Source organism: Natronospira elongata (genome assembly GCF_034931365.1).
Taxonomy (GTDB): domain Bacteria; phylum Pseudomonadota; class Gammaproteobacteria; order Natronospirales; family Natronospiraceae; genus Natronospira; species Natronospira elongata.
This window is the reverse complement of sequence record NZ_JAYGII010000012.1, coordinates 57,605-83,452: the sequence shown is the minus strand read 5'-3', so window position 1 is coordinate 83,452 and position 25,848 is coordinate 57,605. Positions and strand designations below refer to the sequence as shown.

Below are 25,848 nucleotides of genomic sequence, written 5' to 3'. Positions count from 1 at the left end.
TTCCATGGAAATGCGATTGAGCAGGGCGTGGCCGTGTTCGCGATAGGTGGAGATGACCGCCTCGTCCGCGCGCAGATTGTGCATGACCCCGGTGCCCACCGCTTCCTCGCCAATGCAGACATGCAGGAAGCCGCGAATCTTTTCCTGGGTGTACAGCTCCACGCAGCGTTCTTCGAATCGACGAATCCGCAGCATCTGATGGAGCAGGGCGAAGGCATGTTCGCGGGACATCTTGGGCTTGTGGGCCCGGCTGATCTCATTCATTGCTGCCCCCTTCCAGGGTGGAGAGGTCGCCTTCCGGCAGGCCCAGTTCACGGGCCCGCAGCAGGCGGCGCATGATCTTGCCGCTGCGTGTACGGGGGAGTTCATCGCGGAATTCGATCTGTCGTGGGGCCACGGCGGGTCCGAGGCGCTGGCGGGCCAGACCCAGGAGTGATTTTTGCAGGGCCTTGTCCGCTGTGTGGCCAGGCTTGAGCGTGACGAAGGCTTTGACCGTTTCGCCGGCCACTTCATCCGGCACGCCGATGACGCCCGCCTCGGCCACGGCCGGGTGCTCCAGCAGGGCGCTTTCCACTTCGAAGGGGCCGATGAGATGGCCCGCGGATTTGATGACGTCATCCGTGCGGCCGATGAACCAGAAGTAGCCGTCGGCATCCCGCCGGGCCAGATCGCCGGTCAGATACCAGTCGTCATCGAAGCATTTTCGATAGCGTTCCTCCTGGTGCAGGTAGCCGCGGAACATGGATGGCCAGCCTTTTTTAAGGACCAGCTCGCCGGTCTGGTCCGGTTCTTCGATCAGTTCGATGCCGTCCTCGCCCTGCCGAGCGACGGCGGCCTCGATGCCCGGAATGGGTTGGCCCATGGAGCCGGGCCGGATGGCCAGATCCGGCCGATTGGCAATCATGATGCCGCCGGTCTCGGTCTGCCACCAGTTGTCGTGGAAGGGCAGGCCGATGACTTCCCGGCCCCAGTGCACCGCCTCGGGATTGAGCGGCTCGCCCACGCTGGCCAGAAAGCGCAGGGCGGACAGGTCATGGGCCCGGGCCAGTTCCGGCCCCTGTCGCATGAGCATGCGGATGGCGGTCGGGGCGGTGTACCAGACGCTTACCGCCTGGTCCTGAAGGATGCGGTACCAGCGTTCGGCATCGAACTCGGCTTCGTCCACCACCAGGGTGGTGCCATTGGTGAGCGGCGCGATCATGCCGTAGGAAGTGCCCGTCACCCAGCCCGGGTCGGCCGTGCACCAGTAGACATCGCCGGGCCTGAGATCGAGGGCGTACTGGCCGGTGACATGGTGAGTGATGACTGCTTCGTGAACATGCAGGGCGCCCTTGGGGGTGCCGGTGGTGCCCGAGGTGAAATGCAGCAGTACCGGGGCGCCAGCGTCCATGGGGCGGGTGGCGTAGTCTGGGGAGACCTCGTCCATGAGTGTACCGGCATCCCGCGTGCCTGGCGGGGCTTCGTCCACGCCGCCAATCAGCAACACTTCTCTGAGGCACGGTACTCCCTGCACCCAGTCCGCCACCTTGCGCCGGTACAGACGTTCGGTGGTGACCAGCACGGCTGGCTCGCCGATCTCGACCCGTTGGCGGATGGGCTCCGGGCCAAAGGCTGGGAACAGGGGGGTGAACACGCAGCCGTGCTTGATGGCGCCAAAGAAGGCGGCATACAGGTCGGGGATGCGTTGCGAGAGGCCGTATACTCGCTCACCGGGCCGAACCCCAAGAGTGGCGAGTACATTGGCAAAGCGGTTGGCGCGATCGTTGAGGGCACGGTAGCTGATGGCCTCGGCGACGAGGCTGTCCCGTGTCAGAAAGCGCAATGCGGTCCGGTCAGCGGTCGGGCCATCCATGTGTCGGTCCAGGGCTTCATAGGCGAGATTGATCCGGCCCTTGCCGAGATCAGTCAGTTGGGCACGGGCCCTGTCCCAGGAGAAGGATGGCGTGCGGCTTGGTTGGTTGGGATTATCCTGCGCCGTGGATCCGGACATGGGGACACCTCCTTGGTGTCTCGGGTCTGGCTCCAAGCTTAGTCAACGTGGCAGGTGGGGCGCTTGATTGCGGTCAATTGAAGAGCGAAAGAGCTGGCTGCGGTGTGGATGCCACTGGCCCCGTGGGGGATCAGTTGGCAAGGTGCGTGACGGCTTGCTGAGCTTGATTGTTGGCCACCTGCTCAAGGGCGTCGTGGTCGAGAATCTGGATATGGTTGTTCTCAACAGCCAGGATGCCTCGCACGCGCAGGCGACTGAAAATGCGGGAGACGGTTTCCGGCGCCAGACCGATGTAGCGAGCCAGATCCCGGCGCCCCATGGGAAGGTGAAATTCCCGCTCACTGTAACCCCGGTGGCGCTGGGCGTCGGAGAAATCCAGCACGAATCGGGCCAGGCGGGCGTCGGTGCCGCCCCGTTCCATGTGCAGCAGGCGCGCCAGGCGCAGGATTTCTTCCTGCATCCAGCTGAGCGTTAGCTGCTGCTGGTCGTCGTGTGCAAAACGCTGGATACTGGAGGTATCGAGTGCCACCACCGAGAAAGCGGCGAGTTTATCGGCCAGGCTGTCGCAACCGATCAGGTCGCCGGGCAGATGAAAGCCGATCACCTGCTCATCACCATCCTCGTGGATGAAGTAACTCTTGAGGATGCCGCCGACCACTCGATGCACGCGATCGACCCGGTCTCCAGTCCGGAACAGATGCTGCCCCCGCTGCAGAATGCGAAGACGGCTTAACGAATCGGTTTCGCCCAACTCCTCACGATCAACGGCCGTTAGACCGGTCGGCAAGCTGGAACTGAACAATCCGGTGTTTTCAATGGTGGCCTGCATGTCGGTTCTCCAGGGTGCTGGACTATTTCCATATCCCATTGGAGCAACTGTAGGCTCAACGATTACTGCCGACTATAAGGGGTTTCCACTAAGTGCACCTCTCGGGGACCGATGGATTCTCCATAACCAAGATATCCGGGGAGGTTGGCGCTGCTCATCGCCGTCTTTTTACTGTGGATAGCGAGCTTAACGCGCGTCGAGTTGGTTTATTTCCGGGGCCAATTTGGCGAGCTGGGCGGCTGAACGCAGCTGCAGCTTTTTCAAGAGGTTATGCCGATGGATCTCCACCGTGCGTTCGCTAATGGCCAGTTCGGAGGCGACGACCTTGTTGGCCTTGCCGTCGGCAACCCGGCTGGCCACCTGCCGTTCCCTGGGTGTGAGCTGCGCCAGACGGCTTCGCAGAGCCGCCTGGTGTTCCCGCTTTTCCAGTCGCAGCCTGTGCTGATTCAATGCATCACCCACGAGCGCAAGCAGTTTCTGGGGGGTGAAGCTGCCTTTCTCGAGGAAATCGAAAGCCCCGCGCTTGAGGGCGGTGACTGCGGAGGCGACATCGGCCTGTCCGCTGAGAAAAATGATGGGCAGCTGGGGGGGGGCTTGTCTGAAGTGCTTCCTGAATCTGGATGCCATTTTCTTCCCGCAAATACAGGTCCAGTAGCAGGCAGGTGGGGCCTTCGGGCAATGGGTGATGGAGTAGGGACGCGCCCGAGGCATGGCAGCGTGTTCGAATCCCAGCGGTGGACAGGATTGCTGCCAGCGATTCGCGCACATCCACATCATCGTCCACGATGATGACCGTGCCCTCAGACTGGCTCATGCTTCTCTCCCGTCAGGGGCAGGGTCAAGCGAAAGCATTCGCCGCCTTGTGGGTGGTTACTGACTTCAAGCGTTCCGCCATGACGGCGGATGATGGAACGGCTGATGGCCAGGCCCTGTCCCATGCCGCGGGTCTTGGTGGTGAAGAAGGGGGTGAACAGCTTTTCCATGTCTTTCTCGGCGATACCGGGGCCTGTGTCGATAATGTCCACCCAGCACTGGTTTTTCGGCTTGTCGTGCCGGGCCACGATGCGGATTTCATGTGGTCCCGGGGTGTGATCCATGGCATCCATGGCATTGGAGACAAGATTGAATAGCACCTGCTGGATCTGCACGCTGTGGGATTTTATGTGACAGGGTTTATTAGGCATATCCGTCTCCACACGAATATTGCTTAGGCGAGCGTCGTGATCCAGGAGGCGAAGCACCTCGCAAACCAGTGAATCAATGTTCAGGTCCTCGTCAGGGGGATCGTCCTCATTCCGGAGGAAAGATGTTATCTGATTGAGAATGTCATTGACCCGCTTGCTTTGCCGCTCGATTCTATCCAGGTTGTCTTCTATAGGCGTTTGCAGGTCCGCTGTTCCGTTCTGCTGGCGCATCGCGTAGGCCGACGCCTGTATGGCCAGCAACGGTTGACGGATTTCGTGCGCCAGGTTAGCTGTCATCTCCCCCAGGGCATCGACGCGATTGAGCTGGGCCAGTTGATCCAGGTATTTCCGGGCTTCGTTGCGGATCCGGTTTCGCTGGGTCAGATCATGGGTGATGCCGACGAACATGCGCCGGCCCGATTCATCGAATTCCGCGACCGACAACAGCAGGTCAATGGGTTTTCCGTCGCGATGGCGGCCCGTGACTTCCCGGCCGATGCCGATGATCCGTGCCTTTCCGGTCCTAAGATAGTTGTCAATGTATTGATCATGCTTGTCGCGTTCAGGTTTTGGCATCAGCATATTTAGGTTATGCCCGATCACCTCGGCGGCTTGGTAGCCGAACAGGCGTTCCGCGGCCGGATTAAAGCTGTGCACCGTACCGGTCTCGTCAATGGTGATGATCCCGTCAATGGCGGTCTTGATGATGGCCCCGGCACGACGACTGGTGCGGTCCAGTTCGCTTTCCAATGACTGTTCACGGCTGAGATCCACCGCAAGGATATAAAAGCCGTTGATTTCACCGGCCGGGTCGTGGCTGGGAATGTAATTGCCGTGAATGAAACGGGGCCCACCGCGGGCATAGGGTACTTTGCCCAGGAACCGAGCATGGTGCCCGGCCAGGGCCTGTCGGAATTGCCCTTTCAAGGTCCGGAAGGCCTGGCGTCCGATGACATCCTTCAGATGCTTCCCCCGCTGGGCCTCCGGGTCCAAGCCGAACCAGTCCCGGTAAGCGTGATTGGCGAACAGAATTTCGAAATCGGGACTGATGTGAGCCACCAGGCCCGGCAATGCCTTCAGCAACTGTTCCAGGTCGGTCGACCTGTCACCCGTCTTCTGTTCGGCATCAATCACCCTTGGGTCAGGGCGTGGTGGCGGGGGGGCAGCGAGCAAATGGCAAAGCAGTTGTCCGTGGTCGTCAATCACCGGGCTGGCTGATAGCTGGAGCGTTCGGTTCGGCCCGGCGCGAATGCGCCATTGACAGCGGATGGTGGCCGAACTGCCCGGAGTGGACGCGGATTGCAGTGCTTTCCTGAGGTGTCGGGCCTCTTCAGATGCCATGAGAACGGGGTCGGGAGCCTGGCCGATGAGTGCCTCGGCGAAATGTCCGGTCAGGCGTTCACACGCGGCATTGAACAGCAGAACCTGACCTTGCGGGTCCAGGGCGAAAATCAGCTGTCCGGTCTGGGCTAGCACCGCATCGAGCAGGCGGGCATGGTGCTGTGCCGAAGGGGCTTGAGCATGGACGACGTCGTGGTCCATCGACGTTTCTCCAAATCCGTGGGAAGGCGATCACTCTCAGAAGTGTAGACCAATATGCTGGCTATATCAGTAAAATCTGATAAAATGAGGGTAGTCGGGGCGGGTTGCCCCGACCGACTACCACGCCGGTGGATCAATCAGTGGCCGAGCCGGCTCACAAGGCCTGACGGAGCGGTTCCGGTCCATCGGGTCGGATACGGAAGCGTTCATCCAGTCCGTCCAGGGTGGTGGTGATGCCCGTGTATTCCAGTTCATCCATGGGCAGCATGGCGGCGCCGAAGAAACCCTGCCGGCGCATGTCCATCGCCTTGTCGGCAACCTGGTCGCGCACCCGATCCCAGAAGGGATGAGCGAATACATCGACGGGGTCGGTGAGCTTGCCTTCGTGGACGCAGAAGGCGGCGCCGGTGACGATGGGCGGGCCGTCAAAATAACTGGTCCCAGCATTCAAGGGCACCGGCATTAGCGGCATATTGTGGGAACCGCGCATGCCGCCGGCGACGAAGTGGCCGGTGCTGAAAGGCGCCAGTATTTCCCCGGTGGCCGGGAAGTCTTTCTGTACCCGAACCAGCATGACCGGATCGTCCTTTCCGGTGTATTTGCCGGCAATGTTGTGCAGGCGGGAGGTGGAGGCCGCCACCGCCTGTTGGCCCGAGTGACGCGACCAGATCGATTCCACCACATAGCGCTCCGGATCTCGCAGCAGGGCGGCGATGCGGTACAGATCTTCCGGTGCCTCCAGTTCAATCACCCGGTCCTTGCCGGTATGGGCGACATCCATGATCACGAAGCGGAAGCCTTCGGTGAGGGCCGGTGAGAGCAACAGGCCGGGAGTGTTCATGGGGTCGGCGAAGGCCCGGTACAGGGGCAGGTTGAAGGCCCCCGGGTCGGTCTTGTCGGCCGCGAACAGCACAAAGGGTTCGGCATCCCGTTCCTGGAAGGTCATTTCCGCCACGCCTGGACCCATGCCGCGCACATTGCCGGAAAAGGCATCGGCGAGCAGATCCTGGCCGGCGCCGTAAAGGCCTTCCGAACGCGCCACTTCGGTACCGGCGAGAAAGGCCTCCCAGGCCATTTCATGGATGGCGGTGGCGCCCACGCCCTGCTGGTGGGTCATCAGAATGGCAATGTCGTCGCCGGTCCAGCTGACCCGGCTGTCGATCAGCTGCTTTCGCCCCTTATGCTGGATGATCTCCCGCACTTTTTCCGTCAGCGCTGTGGACGGTTGAATATGGCCGCCGATGGAGCCGATATCGGCCTTGAGCACGCTCAGTGTGATTTCCATGTGTTACTCCTCCCCGAAGGGGCTTGGCTGAAAGCGTTTCTTCATCATCAAGGCCCTGGTTCGTGTCTGCATTGACGGCGGTCATCATCATCGCCTCTCGTGACACATACATTATCTGCATGACGATCACAGAGCCGGTTGGACCGGCAGGAAGTAGCGCAATGGCAGGGCATGATCACTTGCTGGAAGTCAGGCCAAAACTGCCGAAAGCCCTGGCCCGGCTGGAGGATCTGAGCGGCAATCTTTACTACAGCTGGGAGCGTCGGGTTCGCGGGCTGTTTCATCGTATCGACCCGGATCTCTGGAATCGGTGCGAGCATAATCCGAAGATCTTCCTGCGCCGGGTTTCCCAGGTGCGGCTGAAGGCGTTGGCAAAGAGTCCGGATTTTCTGTTCCAGTACAAGAGCGTTTTGGATGCCTTTGACAGCTACCTGTCGGCCGAACGCGATCGTCCCCTGCAGGCCATCAGCGGCCTGGAGCCGGGTCGAGATCTGGTCGCCTATTTCTGCATGGAATACGGCCTCTATGAGAGTCTGCAACTGTACTCAGGGGGGCTGGGTATTCTCGCTGGCGATCATTGCAAGGCCGCCAGTGACCTGGATCTGCCTTTTCTCTCGGTCGGCCTGATGTATCGGCAGGGCTATTTCACCCAGCGCCTGGATCGTGATGGCGTGCAGCAGATGATCTATCGCCCCTTCCGTATGGAAGATTTGCCCGTCATGCCGGTGACGGATGAGGATGGACAGGAAATTCAGGTCGCCGTGGAGTTGGCAGATCGCACGGTAGCCGTGCGCGTCTGGCAAATTCGGGTGGGGCGGCTGCAACTGCTGCTTCTGGATACCGATGTGCCGGACAATCGACCGGATGATCGGCGTATTACCTATCAGCTCTATGGCGGTGATCGGGTGATGCGCATTGAACAGGAAATGGTGTTGGGGGTGGGGGGTGTGCGTGCCCTGCGTGCCATGGGTTTTCATCCTTCTGTCTGGCACATTAACGAGGGACACCCGGCCTTTCAGATCCTCGAACGCTGCCGGGAATGGGTTAGCCAGGGTCTGACCTTTCCCGGCGCCCTGGAAGCGGTGGCAGCCGCCACGGTCTTCACTACCCATACCGCGGTGCCGGCGGGTCATGACCTGTTCGCTCGTGAACTGGCCGAGCGCTATCTCATGCCGCTTGCTGAATTCCTTTCCGTACCTCTGTCGAGATTGCTGGCGCTTGGGGCATCACCTCAGCGGGGAGACGCCTTTAATATGACCGCTCTGGCCTTGCGTGGATCACGCCGGCACAACGGCGTCAGTGCAGTGCATCGCAATGTGGCGGCGCGAATGGAGGCCCATGTATGGCCGGACCTGGATCCGGCGGACAACCCCATTGCCTGGGTTTCCAATGGCGTGCATGTTCCCACGTTTCTGGCCCGGGAGTGGGTGAATCTCTTTGACGGACGCTACCCGGACTGGCGCCAGCATCTGGGTGATGTGGATTTCTGGGAGGAGGCGGTGGGGAGCATCGCTGATCACCGCTTCTGGAGTCTCACCCAGTCGCTCAAGAGCGACATGCTGGGCGCCCTGCATGGCTGTCTGTTCCGCCAGTATTGCCGCAACAATTACCCCCGCTCGCGGATCGAGGGCATGGAGGCCGTCTTTTCGCCGGAGAACACGCGGCCGTTGATCATCGGTTTTGCCGGTCGCTTTGCCACCTACAAGCGCGCCCTGTTGATCTTCCAGGATATCGAGCGACTGGGACGCTTGCTCAATGACCCGGATAGACCCGTCATCATGCTGTTTGCCGGCAAGGCACATCCCCAGGACGTGCCCGGGCAATCGCTGATCAAGCGCATCCACGAGTTTGCCGCCCGGCCCCCGTTCCTGAACCGGGTCTTTCTGATTGAGGGCTATGACATCGCCCTGGCGCGCAAGCTGGTTACGGGGGTGGATGTCTGGCTCAACACGCCAGAGTATCCCATGGAAGCCAGCGGCACCTCCGGGCAGAAGGCGGCCATGAACGGTGTCATCAATCTGAGTGTCCTGGATGGCTGGTGGGCTGAAGGCTATGACGGCGACAATGGCTGGGCCATCGCGCCCCATGACCGGGAGTTGTCGGCCGAGCAACGGGATCGGGTGGAAGCGGAGGATCTGCTGGATCTGCTCGAAGGGCAGGTGATCCCCGAGTATTACCGAATTGGCCCTGGCGCCTATTCCCCGGACTGGGTAGCCCGCTCCAAGCGTTCCATGATCAGTGTGCTGCCTCACTTCAATGCCGAAGGCATGGTGCGTGATTATGCCCAGCGTCTTTATGCGCCGGCAGCCCGTCACGGTGAGCGTCTGACGGCGGATGGTGCGCTTGAGGCGGAGCGTCTTGCGGCCTGGAAGGCCAGGGTTGCTCAGTGCTGGGAAGGGGTCGAAGTTCAGTGGCGGCGGCTACCTCCGACATCCATCCTGACCGGTGAGCGATTGAGATTGGAGGTCCTGGTCTGGCTCAACGGTCTGGAGTCCGGAGATGTCGTGTTGGAATGCCTGCTCAATGGTTGTGACGGCGAGGGGGATGCGTCCGAATGCCTGGTTCCGCTTCCTCACCAATCGCCTGCTGCGCTACTCGATGAGAGATCGACGCTGGTGCATACTTTTTTATCCACCAAGGATGAGGAAGAGGAGGCACAGGTATTTCGACTGGAGCTGGAGTCACCGGACAACGGTATCTATCAGCTGCATGTTCGACTCTACCCCTGGCACGAGTTGCTCAGCCATCCCTTCGAAATGGGGAAGATGCTGTGGTTATTCGAGACGGAAACAATTGAGGATTGAGAGTCGGGCCGCCCCGGCCGCTGGCGGAAACCCGCTTCCGAAGACAGGCGGCCAGCGCCGGCAGCGATTCCTTTCCGCTCATGCGCCAGGACCAGTTTCCGGCCGTGGTCCCCGGCGTATTCATGCGCGCTTCGTTGCCGAGGCCAAGCAGATCCTGGAGCGGGATCACGCTTAATTGGCCCAGGGATTCCAGACAGCCATTCACCAGTCGCCAGTGCATGGGCTGTTCCGTGTCCAGGGCCTGTTCAGAAAGGGCGGCTAATACCCCTTCGCGTTGTTCCTCTTCAAGGCCGGACCACCAGCCCATGAGTGTGTTGTTGTCGTGGGTTCCCGTGTAGACCACGCAATGACTGTCGTGGTTGTCCGGATGATGGGGGTTGCCCTCCTTGCCATCGAAGCCGAACTGCCAGATGCGCATGCCCGGCAGGGCGAATTGATCGCGAAGCTGTTCCACTGCGGGCGTGATATGGCCAAGATCCTCGGCCACCAGCGGGAAATCGCCCAGAACCCGGTGAACCTGCTGCAGGAGCGCTTCGCCCGGCACTGGCGTCCACTCGCCGTCGGCCGGGTCACTGTCAATCGGATGCGACCAGCAGGATTCAAGGCCCCGAAAATGGTCCAGGCGCAGGATGTCGAACAGCTCCAGTTGATTCATCAGGCGTTCAAGCCACCATTTGAATCCATCTTCCTGCAGGCGGGCCCAATCATAGACGGGCGTACCCCAGCTTTGCCCGGCCTCGCTGAAGGCATCCGGGGGCACTCCGGCAATACGGCGTGGATGGCCGTCTGCATCCAGATTAAAGTAGTGCTGATATTGCCAGGTGTCCGCACTGTCGGCGGAGGGGTAGAAGGGGAGATCCCCATACAGGGCGATACCACGGCGGTTGGCGGCGGTCTTGAGTTGCCGCCATTGCTGATGGAAGAGGAACTGCCGCAAGGCCTCCCGGTCCATGGCCGCCTCAATGTACTTGTCCAGTGGCAGCACCGGGTCTGGTTCATAGTAGCGAAAGCAGGCCGGCCAGTACGGCCAGGCCGCACCGTCGAACTGCGTCCGCAGGGTATGGAACTGGCACCAGGGGCGAAGCCAGCTGCGGTGGTGGTGGCGAAAGGCCTCAAAGGCATTGGACATGGCCCGATTGCCGCCATTCCGGATTCGCCCCATGGCGGCATGAATAAGCGCAGGGCTGGCGGTCCCCGGCGCTGGATTCGGCAGCTCGAAGTCTTCGGCCACCTGCTCGGCATCGATCAAGGCGGTATTCCCGGCGAACAGGGAAAGGGGCTGATAGGGCGAGGCGCTTTCATTGACCGGCAGCAGGGGCAGGGTCTGCCATACTGTCACGCCGGCTTCGCTGAGAAAGTCAATGAACTCAATGGCCGCCTTGCCCAGGGTGCCTACGGGGCCGGGTCCTGGCAGGGAAGTGGGGTGGAGCAACACCCCGGCTCGACGGCGGCCAAATACGAAGTCGCGACGCATGGTTACTGGGCGGGACGCATGGTCCCGCCGCCCTCCGGTTCACCGCCGCCCCGGGAGAAGGGTTGTTCCAGGTGATCCGGCGGTGGCCGGTCCATGTGGCGGTAGAGATCGGCCAGATGCCGGCGATACAGGCGTTCGAAGCGGGCCACGATGGGCTCGGGATTGTAGTCACCGGGCCACCAGAACCAGTCGGAGCCTTCGCAGACGGCCAGTTGCCGACTGCTTCGCTGGCGAATGTCATCGGGCAGCCTGTCCCATTCCTGCTTGGCGGCCACGAGCATTTCCCAAGCCCGGTTCTTGTCCTGATCTCCCATCCAGGTATCCAGGTTGCCATGCACCCAGCTGCCTGCCCGCAGACGCTTCAGCTGACGGATCGGTACAGCAGGGTCTCGCAGGCAGCGGGAAAAAGTGGTGAGTTCAATGTCCGGATGGGCCAGCAGTTTTCGATACAGGCTGCCAATGAAATGGTAGCCATTGTCCGGGTAATGCTCCCAGGCGTTCTCGCCATCCAGGATCACCGAGACCACGCGCCCGGGTTCGGCCTTCTCCATGGCAATGGTCTCCAGGTGATGAATGAAGTTGGCCACGGCATCGTCGGCATGCCAGTCCTTGTAGGTGAAGCCGATGAGATCGGACAGACCGTCATCGCGGAAGAAAATGGCCGGTCCGTCTTCAATCAATTGCCAGGGTCGATGGATCTGATCCGAACCGGGATAAGGGCGGCCGAGGCTGTTGCAGAGAACCGCCTGACCGCTGGCAGCCCAGGCAAAACCCGCTTCGCCCAGCAGGCGGACGGTTTCGCGGCAGATTGCCCCTTCCGCCGGCCAGCAGCCCTGGGCGGGGCGGCCGAAGCAGCGTCGGTGATGGTCATTGGCGGTATCAAGATGCCATCGCACTCGTTCCCGACCGCCGGGGTAGCGGGTAGCCAACGGCAGGCTGGATTCGGGTCGGGCTTCCCGGGCGGACTGGAAATCCAGCAGCAGGGGCAGGATGGGATGCCCCCAGGGGCAGCTGGCCAGCTCGATACGGTCGTTCTCCAGCAGTCGCCGGTAGCGGGGCAGGAGATCCTGCAGGGTGTCGCTGATCAGGCTTAACAGCAGCTGGCGATCCGGGTAAGTGAAGCTGCCGGCCCGGCCGAGCAACTGATCGACACGGCGATCATCACGGCGCAGGGTCTCGCCCAGCCAGGCCAGGTGAAACCAGACCAGCAGGTCGAGAATGAAGCGATCCTCCAGGTAGGCCAGACCGTCGCCTTCGGCCAGCACCGAGGCAGCCATGTCGGCCAGTCGTCGATAGGGCGGAAAGCGTTCGATCAATCGCTTTCGGTTGGCCTGAAGGCAGGCGCGTACCAGGGCCCGGCGATCATCCACATTGAGGGGCAGAACTGGGTGGGCAAGGGCATCCAGCAGGCGGTCGCCGATGGGAGTGCCATCCGCCTGGTGGCGCTTGAGGCGTCGGCTGTAATCCTCCAGCTGATCCAGCAGGATGGGCGAGAAATCGAACACCGCGCAGGCATCGGGCACCTGCTCCAGGTGGGCGGCCATGTCGGCGTAATCCTTGATGGCATGGAGATAGGTCCAGGATTCCAGGAACTGGCCACCGAAGGCATCGCGGTATTCCGGCTGGTGCATATGCCAGCAGAGCACCACCCGCAGTGCCTCATCGGACATGGTGAACCGCCTGACCCAGCATTTCCGGGGTCACCAGTACGATGCCACCGGCGCTGAGCTCGAAACGCTGGCCATCTTCTTCCGTGTCATAGCCGATGCACATGTCATCCGGGATCTGGCAGCCGGTCTCGATGATGGTGCGCAGGAGCCTGACATTGCGGCCAATACGCACATTGGTCAGGATCACGGATTGATTCACTTCGGAGCCTTCCTCCACGGTGACGAAGGAGGACAGCAGGGACTGGTTCACCTGGGCACCGGAGACAATGCAGCCACCGGCCATCATGGAGTTGCGGGCTTCGCCGCGCCGGCCTTCCTCGTCCAGGACGAACTTGGCCGGGGGCGCCTGGCGTTGCCAGGTCAGGATGGGCCAGTCCCGGTCATAGATGTTGAGTTCCGGCCGCAGGCCGATCAGCTCCATGTTGCTTTCCCAATAGGAGTCGATGTCGCCCACATCCCGCCAATAGGCCGGGCCATCATCATGCATGTTTCTGTATGGGTAGGCGTAGCAGCGGGCTTCGGTGACGGCGTCGGGGATGATGTCCTTGCCGAAGTCATGACTGGAATCGTCGCGGGTGGCATCCACCATCAGGCGGGAGAGGAGATACTCCGTATTGAAGACATAGATGCCCATGGAAGCCAGGGCCTGGTCCGCCTGTCCCGGTGAGCCCTCACAGTGGTCGGGCTTTTCCACGAAGCGGGTGATCCGATGGTTATCGTCCACATCCATGATGCCGAAACGATTCGATTGCGACACCGGCACGGGCATGCAGCCTACCGTGACATCGGCATCGTGAGTGACATGAAATCCCAGCATGGCGCCATAGTCCATTTTGTAGATGTGATCACCGCCCAGGATCATCAGAAAACGGGGGTTATGCAGACGGATGATGTCCAGGTTCTGGTAGACCGCATCCGCCGTGCCGCGGTACCAGCCTTCGCCGGTGCGCTGCTGGGCGGGGAGCAGTTCGATGAATTCCCCCAGTTCCGAACGCAGAAATCCCCAGCCCTGTTGCAGGTGCTGGATCAGGGAGTGGGCCTTGTACTGAGTGAGTATGCCAATGCGCCGGATGCCGGAATTGAGGCAGTTGGACAGGGGGAAATCGATGATTCGGAAATGCCCGCCAAAGGGTACGGCCGGCTTGACCCGGTGCGAGGTCAGGGAGCCCAGACGAGTCCCCTTGCCGCCAGCCAGCACCAGGACGAGAGTGTCGCGGGTGATGAGACTGACGAAGCGTTCACTGACGGGATTGGGTTGGGCCATCATGCTCGGCGCTCCTGCCGCGTTTCCGAGTCTTCATTCGAGCACCCCCCATTCGCGCCGGTGTTGACTGCCGTCAACGCTTGCGCGCCTCGTCCGGCCGACCATGTTCATTCCAGTCGCCTTGCGGTAGGAAACGATGAGCCCAGCCATGCCCGCCCGATCCGTGATGGAAAGTGATGTCCTGCGCCTTGTGCAGGGCCGCCATCATGCGCCCCATGCCGTTCTGGGTTGCCAGGGCAGGCGCTACCGTGCCTGGCGGCCGGGCGCGAAGGCGGTCTGGCTGGAGCCGGGGCGGGTGCCCATGAAAGTCGTTCATCCCGCCGGTCTGTTTGAATGCCCTTTGCCCGAAAAGCCGGCGACCGAGCCATGGATTCTGGTCTGCGAGTATTCGGGCGGAGAGACCGCTCGGCTTCATGACCCTTACCAGTTCGCCCCTGATCTGGATTGGAAGGCGCTTGTGGCCTTTGGCGAGGGCCATCATTGTCGTGCCTGGCAGATCATGGGTGCGCATTGCATGGACAGGGACGCCGTCGCCGGCACCCGTTTCAGTGTCTGGGCGCCCAATGCCGAGCGGGTCAGTGTGGTGGGTGATTTCAATAACTGGAATGGCCTGAGCCATCCCATGTCGGTCCACGGCGAAAGCGGGGTTTGGGAACTGTTCATTCCGGGCCTGGCAGCCGGTGCCCTGTACAAATTTGAGATTTACAACCAGAGCGGCGAGGTGACGGACAAGGGTGATCCCTATGCCCGGCACTGGGAGGTCCGTCCCCGCACCGGCTGTCTGGTCCCGACCGAGCCCGGGCATGAATGGGGCGATGCGGCCTGGATGCGCGAGCGGCCGGATTGGCGCCATGCCCCCATCAGCATCTATGAGCTGCATGCGGGCTCCTGGCGCCGTAATGCCGACGGCAGTTTCCTGGGCTATCGCCAGTTGGCCGATGCCCTGGTGGAGACCTTGCAGGACAGCGGCTTTAGCCATGTGGAGCTGATGCCGATCACCGAGCATCCCTTCGATGCCTCATGGGGCTACCAGACCACCGGCTATTTCGCCCCCACCAGCCGTTTCGGCAACCCCGATGATTTCCGTTACTTCGTCGATCGCCTGCACCAGGCCGGTATCGGCGTGATCCTGGATTGGGTGCCGGCCCATTTCCCTCGCGATCCTCATGGCCTGGCCCGCTTTGACGGCAGCGCACTCTACGAGCACGCCGATCCCCGGCGTGGCGAGACGGCCGAATGGGACACCCTGGCCTTCAACTTTGGCCGCAAGGAAGTGATGAGCTTTCTGCTTTCAAGTGCGCTCTACTGGCTGGAGGAATTCCATCTCGATGGCCTGCGTATCGATGCCGTGGCGGCCATGCTCTATCTGGACTATGGCCGCAAGGAGGGCGAGTGGCTGCCCAATATCCATGGCGGGCGGGAAAACCTGGAGGCTGTGGCCTTCCTGCAGGCTCTGAACACCATGACGCACCGGGAATGCCCCGGCAGCATGACCATTGCCGAGGAATCCACCGCCTGGCCGGGTGTGACCCGACCGGTGCATCTGGGTGGCCTGGGCTTTTCCATGAAATGGAACATGGGCTGGATGCACGACACCCTGGCCTATTTCCGTCATGACCCGGTACACCGACGCTTCCATCACGACAGCCTCACCTTCGGCCTGCTTTATGCTTTCAGCGAGAATTTCGTTCTGCCCTTCTCCCATGACGAGGTGGTGCACGGCAAGGGATCCCTGCTGGATCGCATGCCGGGGGATCGCTGGCAACGCTTTGCCAACCTCCGCCTCCTGTATGCCTACCTCTATGCCTATCCGGGCAAGAAGCTGATGTTCATGGGCAATGAGCTGGGCCAGACCAGCGAGTGGTCTCATGACGGGCAGCTGCCCGAGGCGCTCGGGGCAGTGGCGGAACACGCCGGTGTAAAGCGGCTGGTTCGGGATCTGAACCATCTCTACCGGGACAGGCCGGCCCTGCACCGGGGGGACTTCGATGCCGCCGGCTTTGAATGGATCGACTGCCATGATGCGGATCAGTCGGTGATCAGCTTCCTGCGACGGGAGCCCGGCCGGGACGGGGCCGAGGCCCGTTATGTTCTGGCTATTTGCAACTTCACGCCCGTAGTGCGCGAGGACTACCGCATCGGCTTGCCCGAGGGTGGCACGTGGCGGGAAATATTCAACAGTGATGCCGAAGTTTACGGCGGCAGTGGTGTGGGCAACCTCGGACAGGTATTGGCGGCGAGATCACCCTGGATGGGCCGCCCCTGGTCCCTGAGCTTGCGCCTGCCGCCGCTGGGGGCCCTTTATCTGGAATGGGGAGGATGATCATGAAACGACTCAAGATTCTGATGGTGGCGGCGGAAATGGCGCCCCTGGTCAAGGTGGGTGGACTGGGCGATGTCATGGGTAGCCTGCCCCGGGCCCTGGCCGAGCGCGGTCACGATGTGCGCGTGCTGATTCCGGCCTATTCCTCGCGCTTGGCCAAGCAGGCCAGACCCATCGCGCGCGCGCACGGATTCAGGGGACGCCTGCTGGCGCACGAGAATGGTCAGGCTGCTTTTCCCGTCTGGCTGCTGGAGACGGCGGCCTTTCTGAGACGGGAGGGGCGCCCCTATTTGAACCGCAGCGGCAGGCCCTGGGCCGACAACCCCGTGCAGTTCAGTCACCTGAGCCGGATGGCCGCCGATATTGCCGGAGGGCACCTGGGTCTGGACTGGGAGCCGGATATTGTTCATTGCAACGACTGGCACACCGGGCTGGTCCCGGTCTGGATGCGGATGAACGAGTGCAATCTGCCCACCGTATTCACCATCCACAACCTCGCCTATCAGGGCCGTTTTCCTCCCGACATACTGGCCCGGCTGGGTTTGCCCGATTCGCTGTACGATCCCGAGGCCCTGGAATGCTACGGTGATGTGGCCTTTATCAAGGGTGGACTGGTCTTCGCCGACCGGCTCACTACCGTCAGCCCGGGTTACGCCCGGGAGATCCAGACGCCCCTGTTTGGTGCCGGACTGGACGGACTGTTAAGGGCCCGTGCGGAACAACTGACGGGAATCGTCAATGGTATTGATCTCGACAGCTGGAACCCGGACACGGATCCCTGGTTGACTCATCATTACGATGGCAGTGATATATCCACGACCCGCAAGGCTAAACAGGCGGAAGGGGATCGCCTCAAGCCGCGTCTGGGTATGAGCACCAAGGACAAGCCACGCCGGCCGCTGCTAGCCTGGGTGGGTCGGCTGGCCGAGCAGAAGGGTATGGACCTGTTGCTGGCGGCCTTGCCGGTATTGATGGAGAGGGATATCGATATTGTGGTGCTCGGGGATGGTGAAGCTGCCTTCAGCCGTGCTCTCAAGGCGGCAGCCCATCGCTGGCCGGGACGACTGGCTTTCAAGCAGGGCTTTGATGAAGCACTGGCCCATCAGGTGTATGCCGCCTCGGATATCTTGCTCATGCCCTCCCGTTTCGAACCTTGTGGCCTGGCCCAGTTGTGCGCCATGCGTTACGGCAGCATTCCCGTGGTCAGTCCGGTGGGCGGCTTGCTCGATACCGTGATTGATGCCGGCGTGGACCCCAAGCGTGGGACCGGTTTTTACATGGAGGCAGTTAGCAGCGAGAAGCTGGTGGATGCGGTGGACCGGGCCCTGGTGTGCTGGAAGTCATCCCGTGACTGGGGGCGAATCATTGCCAATGCCATGTCTCAGGCTTCCTCATTCGGGTGGGGTGAGCGGGTACAGGATTATGAATCGCTTTACCTGAATACCCTGGATTCCTATCTCAGCGAACACCATCGTGCACTGATTTCTCTGCCGGACTCCGCCAAGGCGGGGAAGGTCTCGACCGAGGCCCGTGAGTGACGGGTATACTCAAGGTTGGCGATAATAGGCCCCGGCATGTACCTCGGATTCCCGGGGTGATCCCTGCACGCCCGTGTGCCGGTTGGTGCTTGCCAGGCTCTGTCTTGTCGCCAGTTGCGTGATACCTTCCAGGCCCGGCTCAGCGGTCGTGACGGCATGGATGGGGATGGTCTGCATCAAGGTCTGCAGGCGGCCTTTGCGCTGGAAGGCCTGAATGAAACGATGGTCGGAGAGGAAGGGCTGCAGGCGGGCAAGCAGGCCGCCCACCAGGTAGACGCCGCCGGTGGCCAGACTGAACAGGGCGGCATTGCCGGCGAACGCGCCAAGAATCTCGCTGAAGCAAGCGATGGCTGCGGTGGCGGCCTTGTCTTCACGGTTCTCGGCCCGCTGACAGAGCAGTGGTGCCGGGTCTTCGGTGAGGGCATGGCCATCAAAGGGCGGACAAGCGTAGCGGTCGCAGTGGTATTTGTAGATCTTTACCAGCCCAGAACCCGACAGAAGCCGCTCGTAACTGACATGACCATATTGTTCCGACAGGGATTTCCACAGGGCATGCTGCTCCCTTGTCTGGCTGGCAAAGTCACTGTGACCTCCCTCGGATGGCAGCACGCGGATCCCATCCGCTTCCGTAAACGAGCTCGCCACACCCAACCCGGTACCGACGGAGATCAGCAGGCGCGGCCCGCTGTCCGCATGACCTTTCTGAATGGGGATCAATTGCCTTTGGGGAATATGGGGCAGGGCGTGTGCCAGGGCCTCCAGGTCATTGACCAGGTGAACGCTGGGCAGTTTGAGCGCGGTTTCCAGCAAATGCGCCTCGCTCTCCCAGGGCAGGTTGGTAAACCGCACCCGACCATTGGCAACCGGCCCCGCCACCGCCAGCCAGGCTTCGCGCACATTGGCCCGTTCAGTCCGGGACAACTCCTCAAGAAAGCCGCGCAGGGCATGCTCCAGGCTCTCAAAGGCCTGGCTGCGACGAATGGATTCATGCCGAATCTGCCAGCCCCCGGCCGTCGATTCCAGCAGGCGCAGGCGCACTCGGGTGCCCCCGATATCACCGATCAACATCTGCATGCTTCACCTGTGTCTTTCCGTCCTGTCAGGCCCGCCGCCGGGCTTCGACCCCGGCCGCTGCCGAGGATGACGAGGTCGCCGACATGATGCTCGCGCATCAGTCGGGCCGCCTCGCGGATGGAAGCCTCCTGATCGATACAGACCACGCTGCGAATACAGGCTTGACCGGTTTTCATCAGTGACTAGCCTCCGTTTCTTCCATCTGGTTCAGGAATATCAGTGAATGCCGGGCGTAGGGTTGGGCCGGCATCGGCAGCCGAGATTGGGTCAGCAGCCACTGGCTGGAAAGCTCGATGAAGGTAGGCCAGGCATCGGACTCCTGGAACTGTGCGCCCACCTCCGCGAACAGGGCCGTACGATAGGAGCAGCGCATTTGTGAAACCGCCCGTTGCATGGCGGAACGTCCGGCCGAATCACGCTCACCGACGGCAAATAGCACGGGGGCATGAACCCGGGCCAGATGGCTGCCTGCAAGGTCCGGTCGTCCACTACGGCAGATCACTGCCTGAATACGATGGGGATGACGGGCAGCTACCACCAGGCTGGCCGCGGCATTGTTGCCGGTAGCGAGCAGGTAGGTTGGCAAGGACGACAGACGAGGCTCATCACCGCGCCAGTCCAGCGCGGCGGTAATGCGCCGTGCCAGACGCGGGATATTGAAGCGATGCCAGGCCTGGGACGGCGCTTGTTCCTGTTCATTTTCGGTCAGGGTATTCAGGGCCAGGGTGGCGAGACCCTGGGCATTGAGACCCTCGCACAGACTGCGTTCCCGTGCCTTGCCGGTCTGATCAGAACGCAGGCAAATCACGAGTCCTGACGATGTCGAAGGAAGTGACAAACTGGCATTCAATTGGGTGCCATGGCTTGTGATGGCAAGCGGATAATCCAATAGGGGACCGTTCTGTAACATCATGGTGGCTCCTCTCAATGACAATTGCGATGGCCGACGTCGTTACCCGGCTTGTCAGTCGCAAGGGGGCCGAGCTGTTCAAGCAGGGCGGCAACTTCGTCGTCGCTGGTCTGATCGAAGACCCGGTACCAGCGGCTCACGGCCTGGAAATCCCAGGGGGTCTTGAGCGTGACAAATTCCTCCACTTTCTTTTCCAGACGTTGATGGGCTTCAGCCGCCGCCACCGGGGTTGCGGCAATCACCTTTCCAGCCTTGGCTTCCCGGGCCCAGGCAATGGCCGCTTCCAGACTGGCGCCGGTGGCCAGGCCATCGTCGACGATAAGTACGGTCCGGCCTTTTACCGGACTTGCGGGCCGGTGAAGACGATAGCGTTGCTCCCGTTCGGCAAGTTCCTCGCGGGCCTTATGGGTAGCGTGAACGAGGGCGGTGGCCGAGATGCCCAGGTGGGCGATGATGTCGTCGTTGAGTACACGCACCCGGTCGGGACCCACCGCACCGATGGCCAGCTCCGGGTGACCCGGTGCGCGGATCTTTCGGATGATAAGCACATCCAGTTCCGCCCCCAGTTCACGGGCAATGGGGGCAGCCACCGGCATGCCCCCCCGGGCCAGCCCCATTACCAGCAGATCCGGGTCATTGCGATGATGCGCCAGGGCCGCGGCCAGGGCCCGTCCGGCCTGTTCTCGATTCTCGAATAGTTCGAACATGCTTCCGCTCCCACTGCTGGAGAGTTCCATGCTAGGAGTGGCGGAGCAGGGGGGTGGTGACCATGGTCAATGGTTCGTCACCCGAGGCGGTGCAAGCTTGTGAAGAGCGGTTCCCGAGATGACGGGCGGGGGTGTCTGAGGGTGAACAAGGCAGCTGAAGCCGAACAGCAACTGGCGGAGTGGCTCTGGTCAAACCGGTATTGCGCCGCACCTGCTGATGGTCCGGCGGATACCACCCCCCTGTTCTGGATCGGAAGCGACGACGCCGCGAATGGGGAATTCGTATCCGCAGTGGGCGTCTGGCATGGCATAGAATGCCTGTTCAAAGGCTTCCACACTGTTTGTCATCATTGCGGCGTGTCCCTGGGTCCAGTGCCCGTGACTGCCGGGCGGGGCCGTGCCTCGGCCTCGGGCTCGGGAAGGTGACGTAGAAACCATGCCGCGGCGGCCTGGGCCACTTCCTCCAGCTTGCCCGGTTCTTCAAACAGGTGAGCGGCGCCGGCAATCAGGCGCAGCTCGTAGTCTGTGGTGATCTGGCGCGAGGCTGTGCGGCTGAGTCGATAGACCTCCCTATCGAGGGTACCGATGATTATCAGTACCGGTGCCCGGACCCGGCCCAGGGCGTCGCCGGCCAGATCGACCCGGCCACCCCGGGACACCACCGCCCGGACCTGTCGTGGCCGTTCCGCAGCCGCAATCAGGGCTGCGGCCGCGCCGGTGCTGGCGCCGAATAGTCCCACCGGCAGCGCGGCCAGCTTCGGCTCCCGCCGCAACCAGTCCAGCACCGCCAGCAGACGGGCGCTGAGCAGATCGATATCAAAACGGAATCGGCCATCCAGCTTGTCCTGTTCATGTTCCGCTTCACTCAGCAGGTCGAACAGCAGGGTGGATAAGGCCTGTTCATTGAGCTGCCGGGCCACCTGCTGGTTGCGGGGGCTGAAGCGGCTGCTGCCGCTGCCGTGGACGAAAAGCACCAGGCCCAGCGCGGGGTCGGGCCGTTCCAGCAGGGCGGGCAGGGTGACGCCTCCCACCGTGATATTCAGTGTCTGATGGCGTGATGACTTCATGGTGCTGCCCTGATGATAGGTTATGTGGGCAGACTAGGGCCTGGTTTTGCCTGAGGTGATGACTGCCGTCAACAGGTGGCGTAAATGGTTAACCGGAATCAGTAGCCCACGGCGGTTCCTGCTTGCTTCAGTCACAGTGGTATCCGAGCATGTCCAGGCCGTCCGTGAGGTGATCCGGTAGCATGGGATGGGCCATCAGGTAGTCGGCCGTGTAGTCGGTCCACTCGGCGTCGGCATCACTCAGCAGGCTGTACCAGTCTTCCGGTTCGTAGTCACCTCGGCCCATCCACAAAAGGGCCACTACTTCCACCTGCTGGTTCCTGTCCAGATCGTCGATGATGCTGCGGAACTCGTTCAGGCTCTGGTCACCCGTATGGGCGGCCAGGATCTGGGTGGGCCAGTCATCGGAGGGGCTGCCGGGTTCTTCGGGGATGACCACGGCTTCCTGGGCATGGAACACCCGCGCGAGCTGAATCAGGCGACAGACATTGTCGAGATTCACGTCCAGGCTGACCTGTTCCGTCTCCTTGTCGATATCAACGCTCATGCCGGTTGTCCTCCTGACTCACCAGGGTCCAGTAGCGGCCGCCGCGGCCGGGCATGGTGGCGGTGTCGAGGTAAAGCGAGTGATGGCAGTGACTGCATTCGATCTCATGTCCGACTTCGAGATCGCCGGTGGACAGCATCAGCGGCCGTCCACACTCCGGACAGGCCATCACGAAGCTGTCGTCGGCGTGGGAGTTTCCCCGGTTGTGTTTGCGGTTCATGGCTATCCTGTCCGTGGCTGGGAGTGGGGCACCGATTCTGCAAAATCGGTCGTCGGCTGACATTGACGGCCGTCATCAACATGGCGGTTCTCGTCAATGCGCCGATCCGATGACTGCGGTCAAGACCTGCCCGGGCCGCGCGCAGCACACTGGAACTCCAAACTGATCCGCATCTGGAAGGAGTCCAGCCATGAGCGTTGCAAAAATCATCGAGATCAGCGCCACGTCCAATGACAGCTTTGAGGATGCCATCCGCCAGGGCATCGACAAGGCATCGAAGTCGGTGGATAACATCAAGGGGGCCTGGGTGGCCGAGCAGAAGGTCACCGTGGAGAACGGCAAGATCAGCGGCTATCGCGTGGATATGCGTGTGACCTTTGTTCTCAAGTAGGGCACTGCTGATTTCAGGTATTCCCATGCAAAGGGCCCCGGCATGTAAACCGGGGCCCTCTGCTGTTGTGACTCCCAACTGATCGCTTTCAGCTCTTGATCGGAATCCGGTTGGCGCGAGCCTTCTTCGTCTTGGGGATGGTGATCTCCACCACGCCCTTGTCCGAGCGCGCGCTCACCTGGCTGGCGTCTGCGGTATCCGGCAGGCTGAAACGCCGGAAGAAACTGCCGTGGAAACGCTCCGAGCGGCGATAGTGCTCGTCGCCGGTGGACTTTTCTTCCTTGCGCTCCCCGCTGATGGTGAGCAGGCCGCCCTCCAGGGTAATGTCCACTTCCTCGGGCGCCACGCCGGGAATGTCCACGAGTACCAGGAAACGGTCCGCTTCCTCGCGAATATCCACGGCAGGGTTCCATTCCGCCATGCCCAGCGCTTCGTCAGTGCGGCTGGTCATGGGTGAGAAACGGTCAAACAAACGATCGAAATCCGCATCCAGACTGGGAATCCAGCTGCGGCGTGGTGTGGTCAGCATTCTCATATCGGTACCTCCTCGGTATGCCTGAATCAGTCCTTCTCCAGGACGTAAGACAGCTTGCGAGTTTCAGGTGAGGAAGGTGTTGACCACCGTCATCGGTGGATCTGAATTCCTTGTTAGACCCATGCCGGACCTCGGCTGTCCGGGATGCGGCATTGAGAGTCCCTCAGACAGTGTGGTGTTGCCTCCTGCTTTCAAGGGCCTGGATTACGCCGAAGCCAGGCGATGACGGTGCTCATGACTTCTGTGGGCAATTCCATTTCACCGAAGGCGTGTTCACCGACCGGCCTGCCGGGTGCGCGCAGGAAGAAATGGTCCTGGTCCGGCATGATCTGCACCGTGAAATCCGGGTTGCCGGCGGTCACCAAGGCCTCGACCAGTGGGCCTGCATTGGCAGCGGCCGAGGTCAGGCGGTCATGGCTGCCGTAGATGGCCAGCACCGGGACCCGGGTGGCGGCCAGGGCTTGTGCCGGGTTGTCAGCGAGAAAATGACGCATCCAGCGATCCGCCATCCGGCTGGTGAAGCCTTCCAGCATGTGGTTGTTCTCTTCGGCGTTGACATCAATGCCGCCCAGTGCAAAAAGGGCAATGGTATTTTCCTGCATGGCTTCCGGGGCAGCGCCGGCTATGGAAAGGCGTGCGGCTTCACGCATGTGTGCCTCCACCTGGGCCAGTATCTCCGGGGCCTCAATCCCCACTGATTGCCGGAAGCCGGCCACCTGTTGATCCACCCAAACCTCCTTGCCTTGCAGAGCCGGCGTGCCAAGCAGGATCAGAAAATCAGGGGGATTGGTTTGAGCGGCCAGGCGAGCACCGATGCCGGCACCCTCGCTGTGTCCGATCACGCCCACGCGGCTGAACTCGGCCAGCTCACCGGCCCGCAACCAGTCCAGTGCCGCACGCATGTCCACTACCCGATCGGCCGTTGTGGATGCCCGGGTACTGGGCCCGGTGGATTCGCCCGTGCCACGATCATCCAAGCGCAGGGAGGCAATCCCGGCCGCAGCGAGGGCCTCGGCCTTGAGTCGGAACAGGGGGGTGCCGGAGATGATGGCATCCCGCTTGTGATCGCCGCTGCCGGTGATCATCAGCACCACGATACCGTTTCGGGCACTGTCGGGCAGACGCAGAGTCCCTGCCAGGGTGACCTCTGGGTCCGGCGTGGACAGGCGTACTTCATGGCTCTGTATGTCTCGCCCGGTCTCAGCGGAGAGCGAGAAGGGAAGCAGGGCCAGCAGGCCGGCGATGGCGAGCACAGGGACTCGATGTGTGATACGGCTCCGATTGCATGTCATGGCAAATCGCTCCATTGCTTTGTTGCATCGTCCACGGATGCGGGCTTGTGGACGGCATGGAGGTTTAGTGTAATACGCAGGTATAACACCAGTCAAGGAGGAAGCTGCCAAGCGGCCGGACCGATGTCGCTCAGTTTACGGCGCTGGCGCCGTGTCCGCGCCGGGTAGCACGACGGCGGCGCCGCTGAAACGTCCGTGACGCAGATCGTCCAGGGCGCGATTGGCCTGTTCCAGGGGGTAGGTGGTGACCTCGGTGCGGATGGGGATCCTTGGAGCCAGGGCGAGGAAATCACGACCGTCTGCCCGGGTGAGATTGGCCACGGACTTCAGGCTGCGTTCCTGCCACAGCTTGTGGTAGGGAAAGGCGGGTATGTCACTCATGTGAATACCACCGCTGACCACCGTCCCACCCCGGTTCACCTGATCCAGAGCCGTTATCATCAGTTCACCCACTGGCGCGAAGATGAGGGCGGCATCAAGAATCTCTGGTGGACTCTGATCGCTGCCGCCGGCCCAGACTGCACCCAATTGCCGGGCAAAGGCCTGGCCGGTCTCGTCGCCGGGCCGGGTGAAGGCATAGACCGATTGGCCGTGCCAGACCGCAAGCTGGGTGAGTATATGGGCGGCGGCGCCAAAGCCGTAAATCCCCAGGCGTTGATTGTCGCGGCCGCCGGCCAGGCGCCAGGCGCGAAAGCCGATCAGACCGGCGCAGAGCAGGGGGGCGATGTCCGCGGGCTCGACATCGGCGGGCAGGGGAAAGCAGAAGGGGGCATGGGCCAGGGTATATTCGGCGAAGCCGCCGTCCAGGGTGTAGCCGGTAAACTCGGCCGCCTCGCACAAATTCTCCCTGCCTTTCTGGCAATGGCGGCAGCAGCCGTCGGTCCGGCCCAGCCAGGGCACCCCCACCCGGTCGCCGACCTTGAGTGTTCCGCAATCGGGACCGGCCTCGACCACCGTGCCCACGATTTGATGCCCGGGAATGAGGGGCAGGCGGGGCTGGTCCAGCTCTCCGTCGAGGATATGCAGGTCAGTGCGGCAGATGCCGCAGGCCTCCACCTTCAGCAGCACCTGATCCGGCGCCTGCCTGAGGGGCATCGGTACCCGTTCCGGGACCAGAGCCTGGCCGGGGCCGTGAAAGACCATCGCCCGCATGTGATCCGCCATCATCGCCTCCGGGGCCTTCCGGAAATCAGAGCTTCCCA

General features: G+C 61.9%; 23 protein-coding genes and 1 pseudogene. 4 read left to right on the top strand and 20 right to left on the bottom strand.

Annotated elements, in window-relative coordinates; genetic code table 11:
* The 7 genes and pseudogenes from VCB98_RS07365 to fbp all read right to left on the bottom strand — a co-directional run.
* Positions 1 to 264, bottom strand: a 264-nt coding sequence (locus VCB98_RS07365) for a thiamine pyrophosphate-dependent enzyme (protein WP_346051270.1), incomplete at its 3' end; no start/stop codon positions are given.
* Complete coding sequence (acsA, locus tag VCB98_RS07360) at positions 257 to 1,990, bottom strand: acetate--CoA ligase (RefSeq protein ID WP_346051268.1); 1,734 nt, start codon at positions 1,988 to 1,990, stop codon at positions 257 to 259. The genes VCB98_RS07365 and acsA, both read right to left, overlap by 8 nt.
* A gap of 130 nt (positions 1,991 to 2,120) precedes the next feature.
* Positions 2,121 to 2,819, bottom strand: coding sequence for a helix-turn-helix domain-containing protein (locus VCB98_RS07355; RefSeq protein ID WP_346051267.1), 699 nt, complete (start codon positions 2,817 to 2,819; stop codon positions 2,121 to 2,123).
* Positions 2,820 to 3,005: 186 nt separating this feature from the next.
* Positions 3,006 to 3,446 (bottom strand): response regulator transcription factor, encoded by a 441-nt coding sequence (locus VCB98_RS07350; RefSeq protein WP_346051266.1) that lies wholly within the window; start codon positions 3,444 to 3,446, stop codon positions 3,006 to 3,008.
* Positions 3,447 to 3,465: 19 nt separating this feature from the next.
* Positions 3,466 to 3,633, bottom strand: a pseudogene (locus tag VCB98_RS13945) (DNA-binding response regulator); the annotation flags it as partial.
* Positions 3,620 to 5,545, bottom strand: coding sequence for a PAS domain-containing sensor histidine kinase (locus VCB98_RS07345; protein ID WP_346051265.1), 1,926 nt, complete (start codon positions 5,543 to 5,545; stop codon positions 3,620 to 3,622). The gene VCB98_RS07345 and the pseudogene VCB98_RS13945, both read right to left, overlap by 14 nt.
* A gap of 154 nt (positions 5,546 to 5,699) precedes the next feature.
* The gene (gene fbp / locus VCB98_RS07340; protein WP_346051264.1) at positions 5,700 to 6,830 is read right to left on the bottom strand and encodes a fructose-1,6-bisphosphate aldolase/phosphatase; all 1,131 of its coding nucleotides are present in this window, start codon (positions 6,828 to 6,830) and stop codon (positions 5,700 to 5,702) included.
* 161 nt (positions 6,831 to 6,991) lie between these two features.
* Here fbp and glgP point away from each other — a divergent pair, with 161 nt between their 5' ends.
* Positions 6,992 to 9,634, top strand: a complete 2,643-nt coding sequence (gene glgP / locus VCB98_RS07335) for an alpha-glucan family phosphorylase (protein WP_346051262.1) — start codon at positions 6,992 to 6,994, stop codon at positions 9,632 to 9,634.
* On the opposite strand, the gene malQ is transcribed toward glgP, so the two are convergent.
* The 3 genes from malQ to glgC are packed head-to-tail and all read right to left on the bottom strand — an operon-like array spanning position 9,570 to position 14,045.
* Positions 9,570 to 11,108, bottom strand: a complete 1,539-nt coding sequence (gene malQ, locus VCB98_RS07330; protein ID WP_346051261.1) for a 4-alpha-glucanotransferase — start codon at positions 11,106 to 11,108, stop codon at positions 9,570 to 9,572. The two genes, glgP and malQ, sit on opposite strands and share 65 nt — an antisense overlap.
* A gap of 2 nt (positions 11,109 to 11,110) precedes the next feature.
* On the bottom strand, positions 11,111 to 12,778 hold the full coding sequence (locus VCB98_RS07325; RefSeq protein WP_346051260.1) for a glycoside hydrolase family 57 protein: 1,668 nt from the start codon (positions 12,776 to 12,778) through the stop codon (positions 11,111 to 11,113).
* Positions 12,768 to 14,045: a glucose-1-phosphate adenylyltransferase gene (gene glgC, locus VCB98_RS07320; RefSeq protein ID WP_346051259.1), complete on the bottom strand. Its 1,278-nt coding sequence runs from the start codon at positions 14,043 to 14,045 to the stop codon at positions 12,768 to 12,770. The genes VCB98_RS07325 and glgC overlap by 11 nt, the downstream gene beginning before the upstream one ends.
* Positions 14,046 to 14,190: 145 nt before the next feature.
* Here glgC and glgB point away from each other — a divergent pair, with 145 nt between their 5' ends.
* Together glgB and glgA are read left to right on the top strand one after the other, a co-directional pair.
* Complete coding sequence (gene glgB, locus VCB98_RS07315; protein WP_346051258.1) at positions 14,191 to 16,365, top strand: 1,4-alpha-glucan branching protein GlgB; 2,175 nt, start codon at positions 14,191 to 14,193, stop codon at positions 16,363 to 16,365.
* 2 nt (positions 16,366 to 16,367) lie between these two features.
* Positions 16,368 to 17,903 (top strand): glycogen synthase GlgA, encoded by a 1,536-nt coding sequence (gene glgA, locus VCB98_RS07310; protein ID WP_346051257.1) that lies wholly within the window; start codon positions 16,368 to 16,370, stop codon positions 17,901 to 17,903.
* A gap of 9 nt (positions 17,904 to 17,912) precedes the next feature.
* On the opposite strand, the gene glk is transcribed toward glgA, so the two are convergent.
* The 7 genes from glk to VCB98_RS07275 form a co-directional block, all read right to left on the bottom strand.
* Positions 17,913 to 18,977, bottom strand: a complete 1,065-nt coding sequence (gene glk / locus VCB98_RS07305) for a glucokinase (RefSeq protein ID WP_346051255.1) — start codon at positions 18,975 to 18,977, stop codon at positions 17,913 to 17,915.
* On the bottom strand, positions 18,965 to 19,153 hold the full coding sequence (locus VCB98_RS07300) for a CBS domain-containing protein (RefSeq protein WP_346051254.1): 189 nt from the start codon (positions 19,151 to 19,153) through the stop codon (positions 18,965 to 18,967). The genes glk and VCB98_RS07300 overlap by 13 nt, the downstream gene beginning before the upstream one ends.
* Positions 19,153 to 19,890, bottom strand: a complete 738-nt coding sequence (locus VCB98_RS07295; RefSeq protein ID WP_346051252.1) for a dienelactone hydrolase family protein — start codon at positions 19,888 to 19,890, stop codon at positions 19,153 to 19,155. The genes VCB98_RS07300 and VCB98_RS07295 overlap by 1 nt, the downstream gene beginning before the upstream one ends.
* Before the next feature lie 11 nt (positions 19,891 to 19,901).
* Positions 19,902 to 20,594 (bottom strand): phosphoribosyltransferase, encoded by a 693-nt coding sequence (locus tag VCB98_RS07290; protein ID WP_346051250.1) that lies wholly within the window; start codon positions 20,592 to 20,594, stop codon positions 19,902 to 19,904.
* Positions 20,595 to 20,941: 347 nt separating this feature from the next.
* Positions 20,942 to 21,661 (bottom strand): dienelactone hydrolase family protein, encoded by a 720-nt coding sequence (locus tag VCB98_RS07285; protein ID WP_346051248.1) that lies wholly within the window; start codon positions 21,659 to 21,661, stop codon positions 20,942 to 20,944.
* Between the two features lie 127 nt (positions 21,662 to 21,788).
* The gene (locus VCB98_RS07280) at positions 21,789 to 22,208 is read right to left on the bottom strand and encodes a DUF3775 domain-containing protein (RefSeq protein ID WP_346051246.1); all 420 of its coding nucleotides are present in this window, start codon (positions 22,206 to 22,208) and stop codon (positions 21,789 to 21,791) included.
* Entirely contained in the window at positions 22,198 to 22,428 is a 231-nt protein-coding gene (locus VCB98_RS07275) for a hypothetical protein (protein WP_346051244.1), read from the bottom strand. Before VCB98_RS07275 ends, VCB98_RS07280 begins: the two co-directional genes overlap by 11 nt.
* A gap of 190 nt (positions 22,429 to 22,618) precedes the next feature.
* Here VCB98_RS07275 and VCB98_RS07270 point away from each other — a divergent pair, with 190 nt between their 5' ends.
* A complete protein-coding gene (locus tag VCB98_RS07270) occupies positions 22,619 to 22,819 on the top strand; it encodes a dodecin family protein (protein ID WP_346051242.1) in 201 nt (66 codons plus the stop codon).
* Between the two features lie 88 nt (positions 22,820 to 22,907).
* On the opposite strand, the gene VCB98_RS07265 is transcribed toward VCB98_RS07270, so the two are convergent.
* The 3 genes from VCB98_RS07265 to VCB98_RS07255 form a co-directional block, all read right to left on the bottom strand.
* A complete protein-coding gene (locus VCB98_RS07265; protein ID WP_346051240.1) occupies positions 22,908 to 23,354 on the bottom strand; it encodes an Hsp20/alpha crystallin family protein in 447 nt (148 codons plus the stop codon).
* Between the two features lie 191 nt (positions 23,355 to 23,545).
* Entirely contained in the window at positions 23,546 to 24,646 is a 1,101-nt protein-coding gene (locus tag VCB98_RS07260; protein WP_346051239.1) for an alpha/beta hydrolase, read from the bottom strand.
* A 135-nt stretch (positions 24,647 to 24,781) separates the two neighbouring features.
* A complete protein-coding gene (locus VCB98_RS07255; RefSeq protein ID WP_346051238.1) occupies positions 24,782 to 25,810 on the bottom strand; it encodes a zinc-dependent alcohol dehydrogenase family protein in 1,029 nt (342 codons plus the stop codon).
* Positions 25,811 to 25,848: the final 38 nt, after the last annotated feature.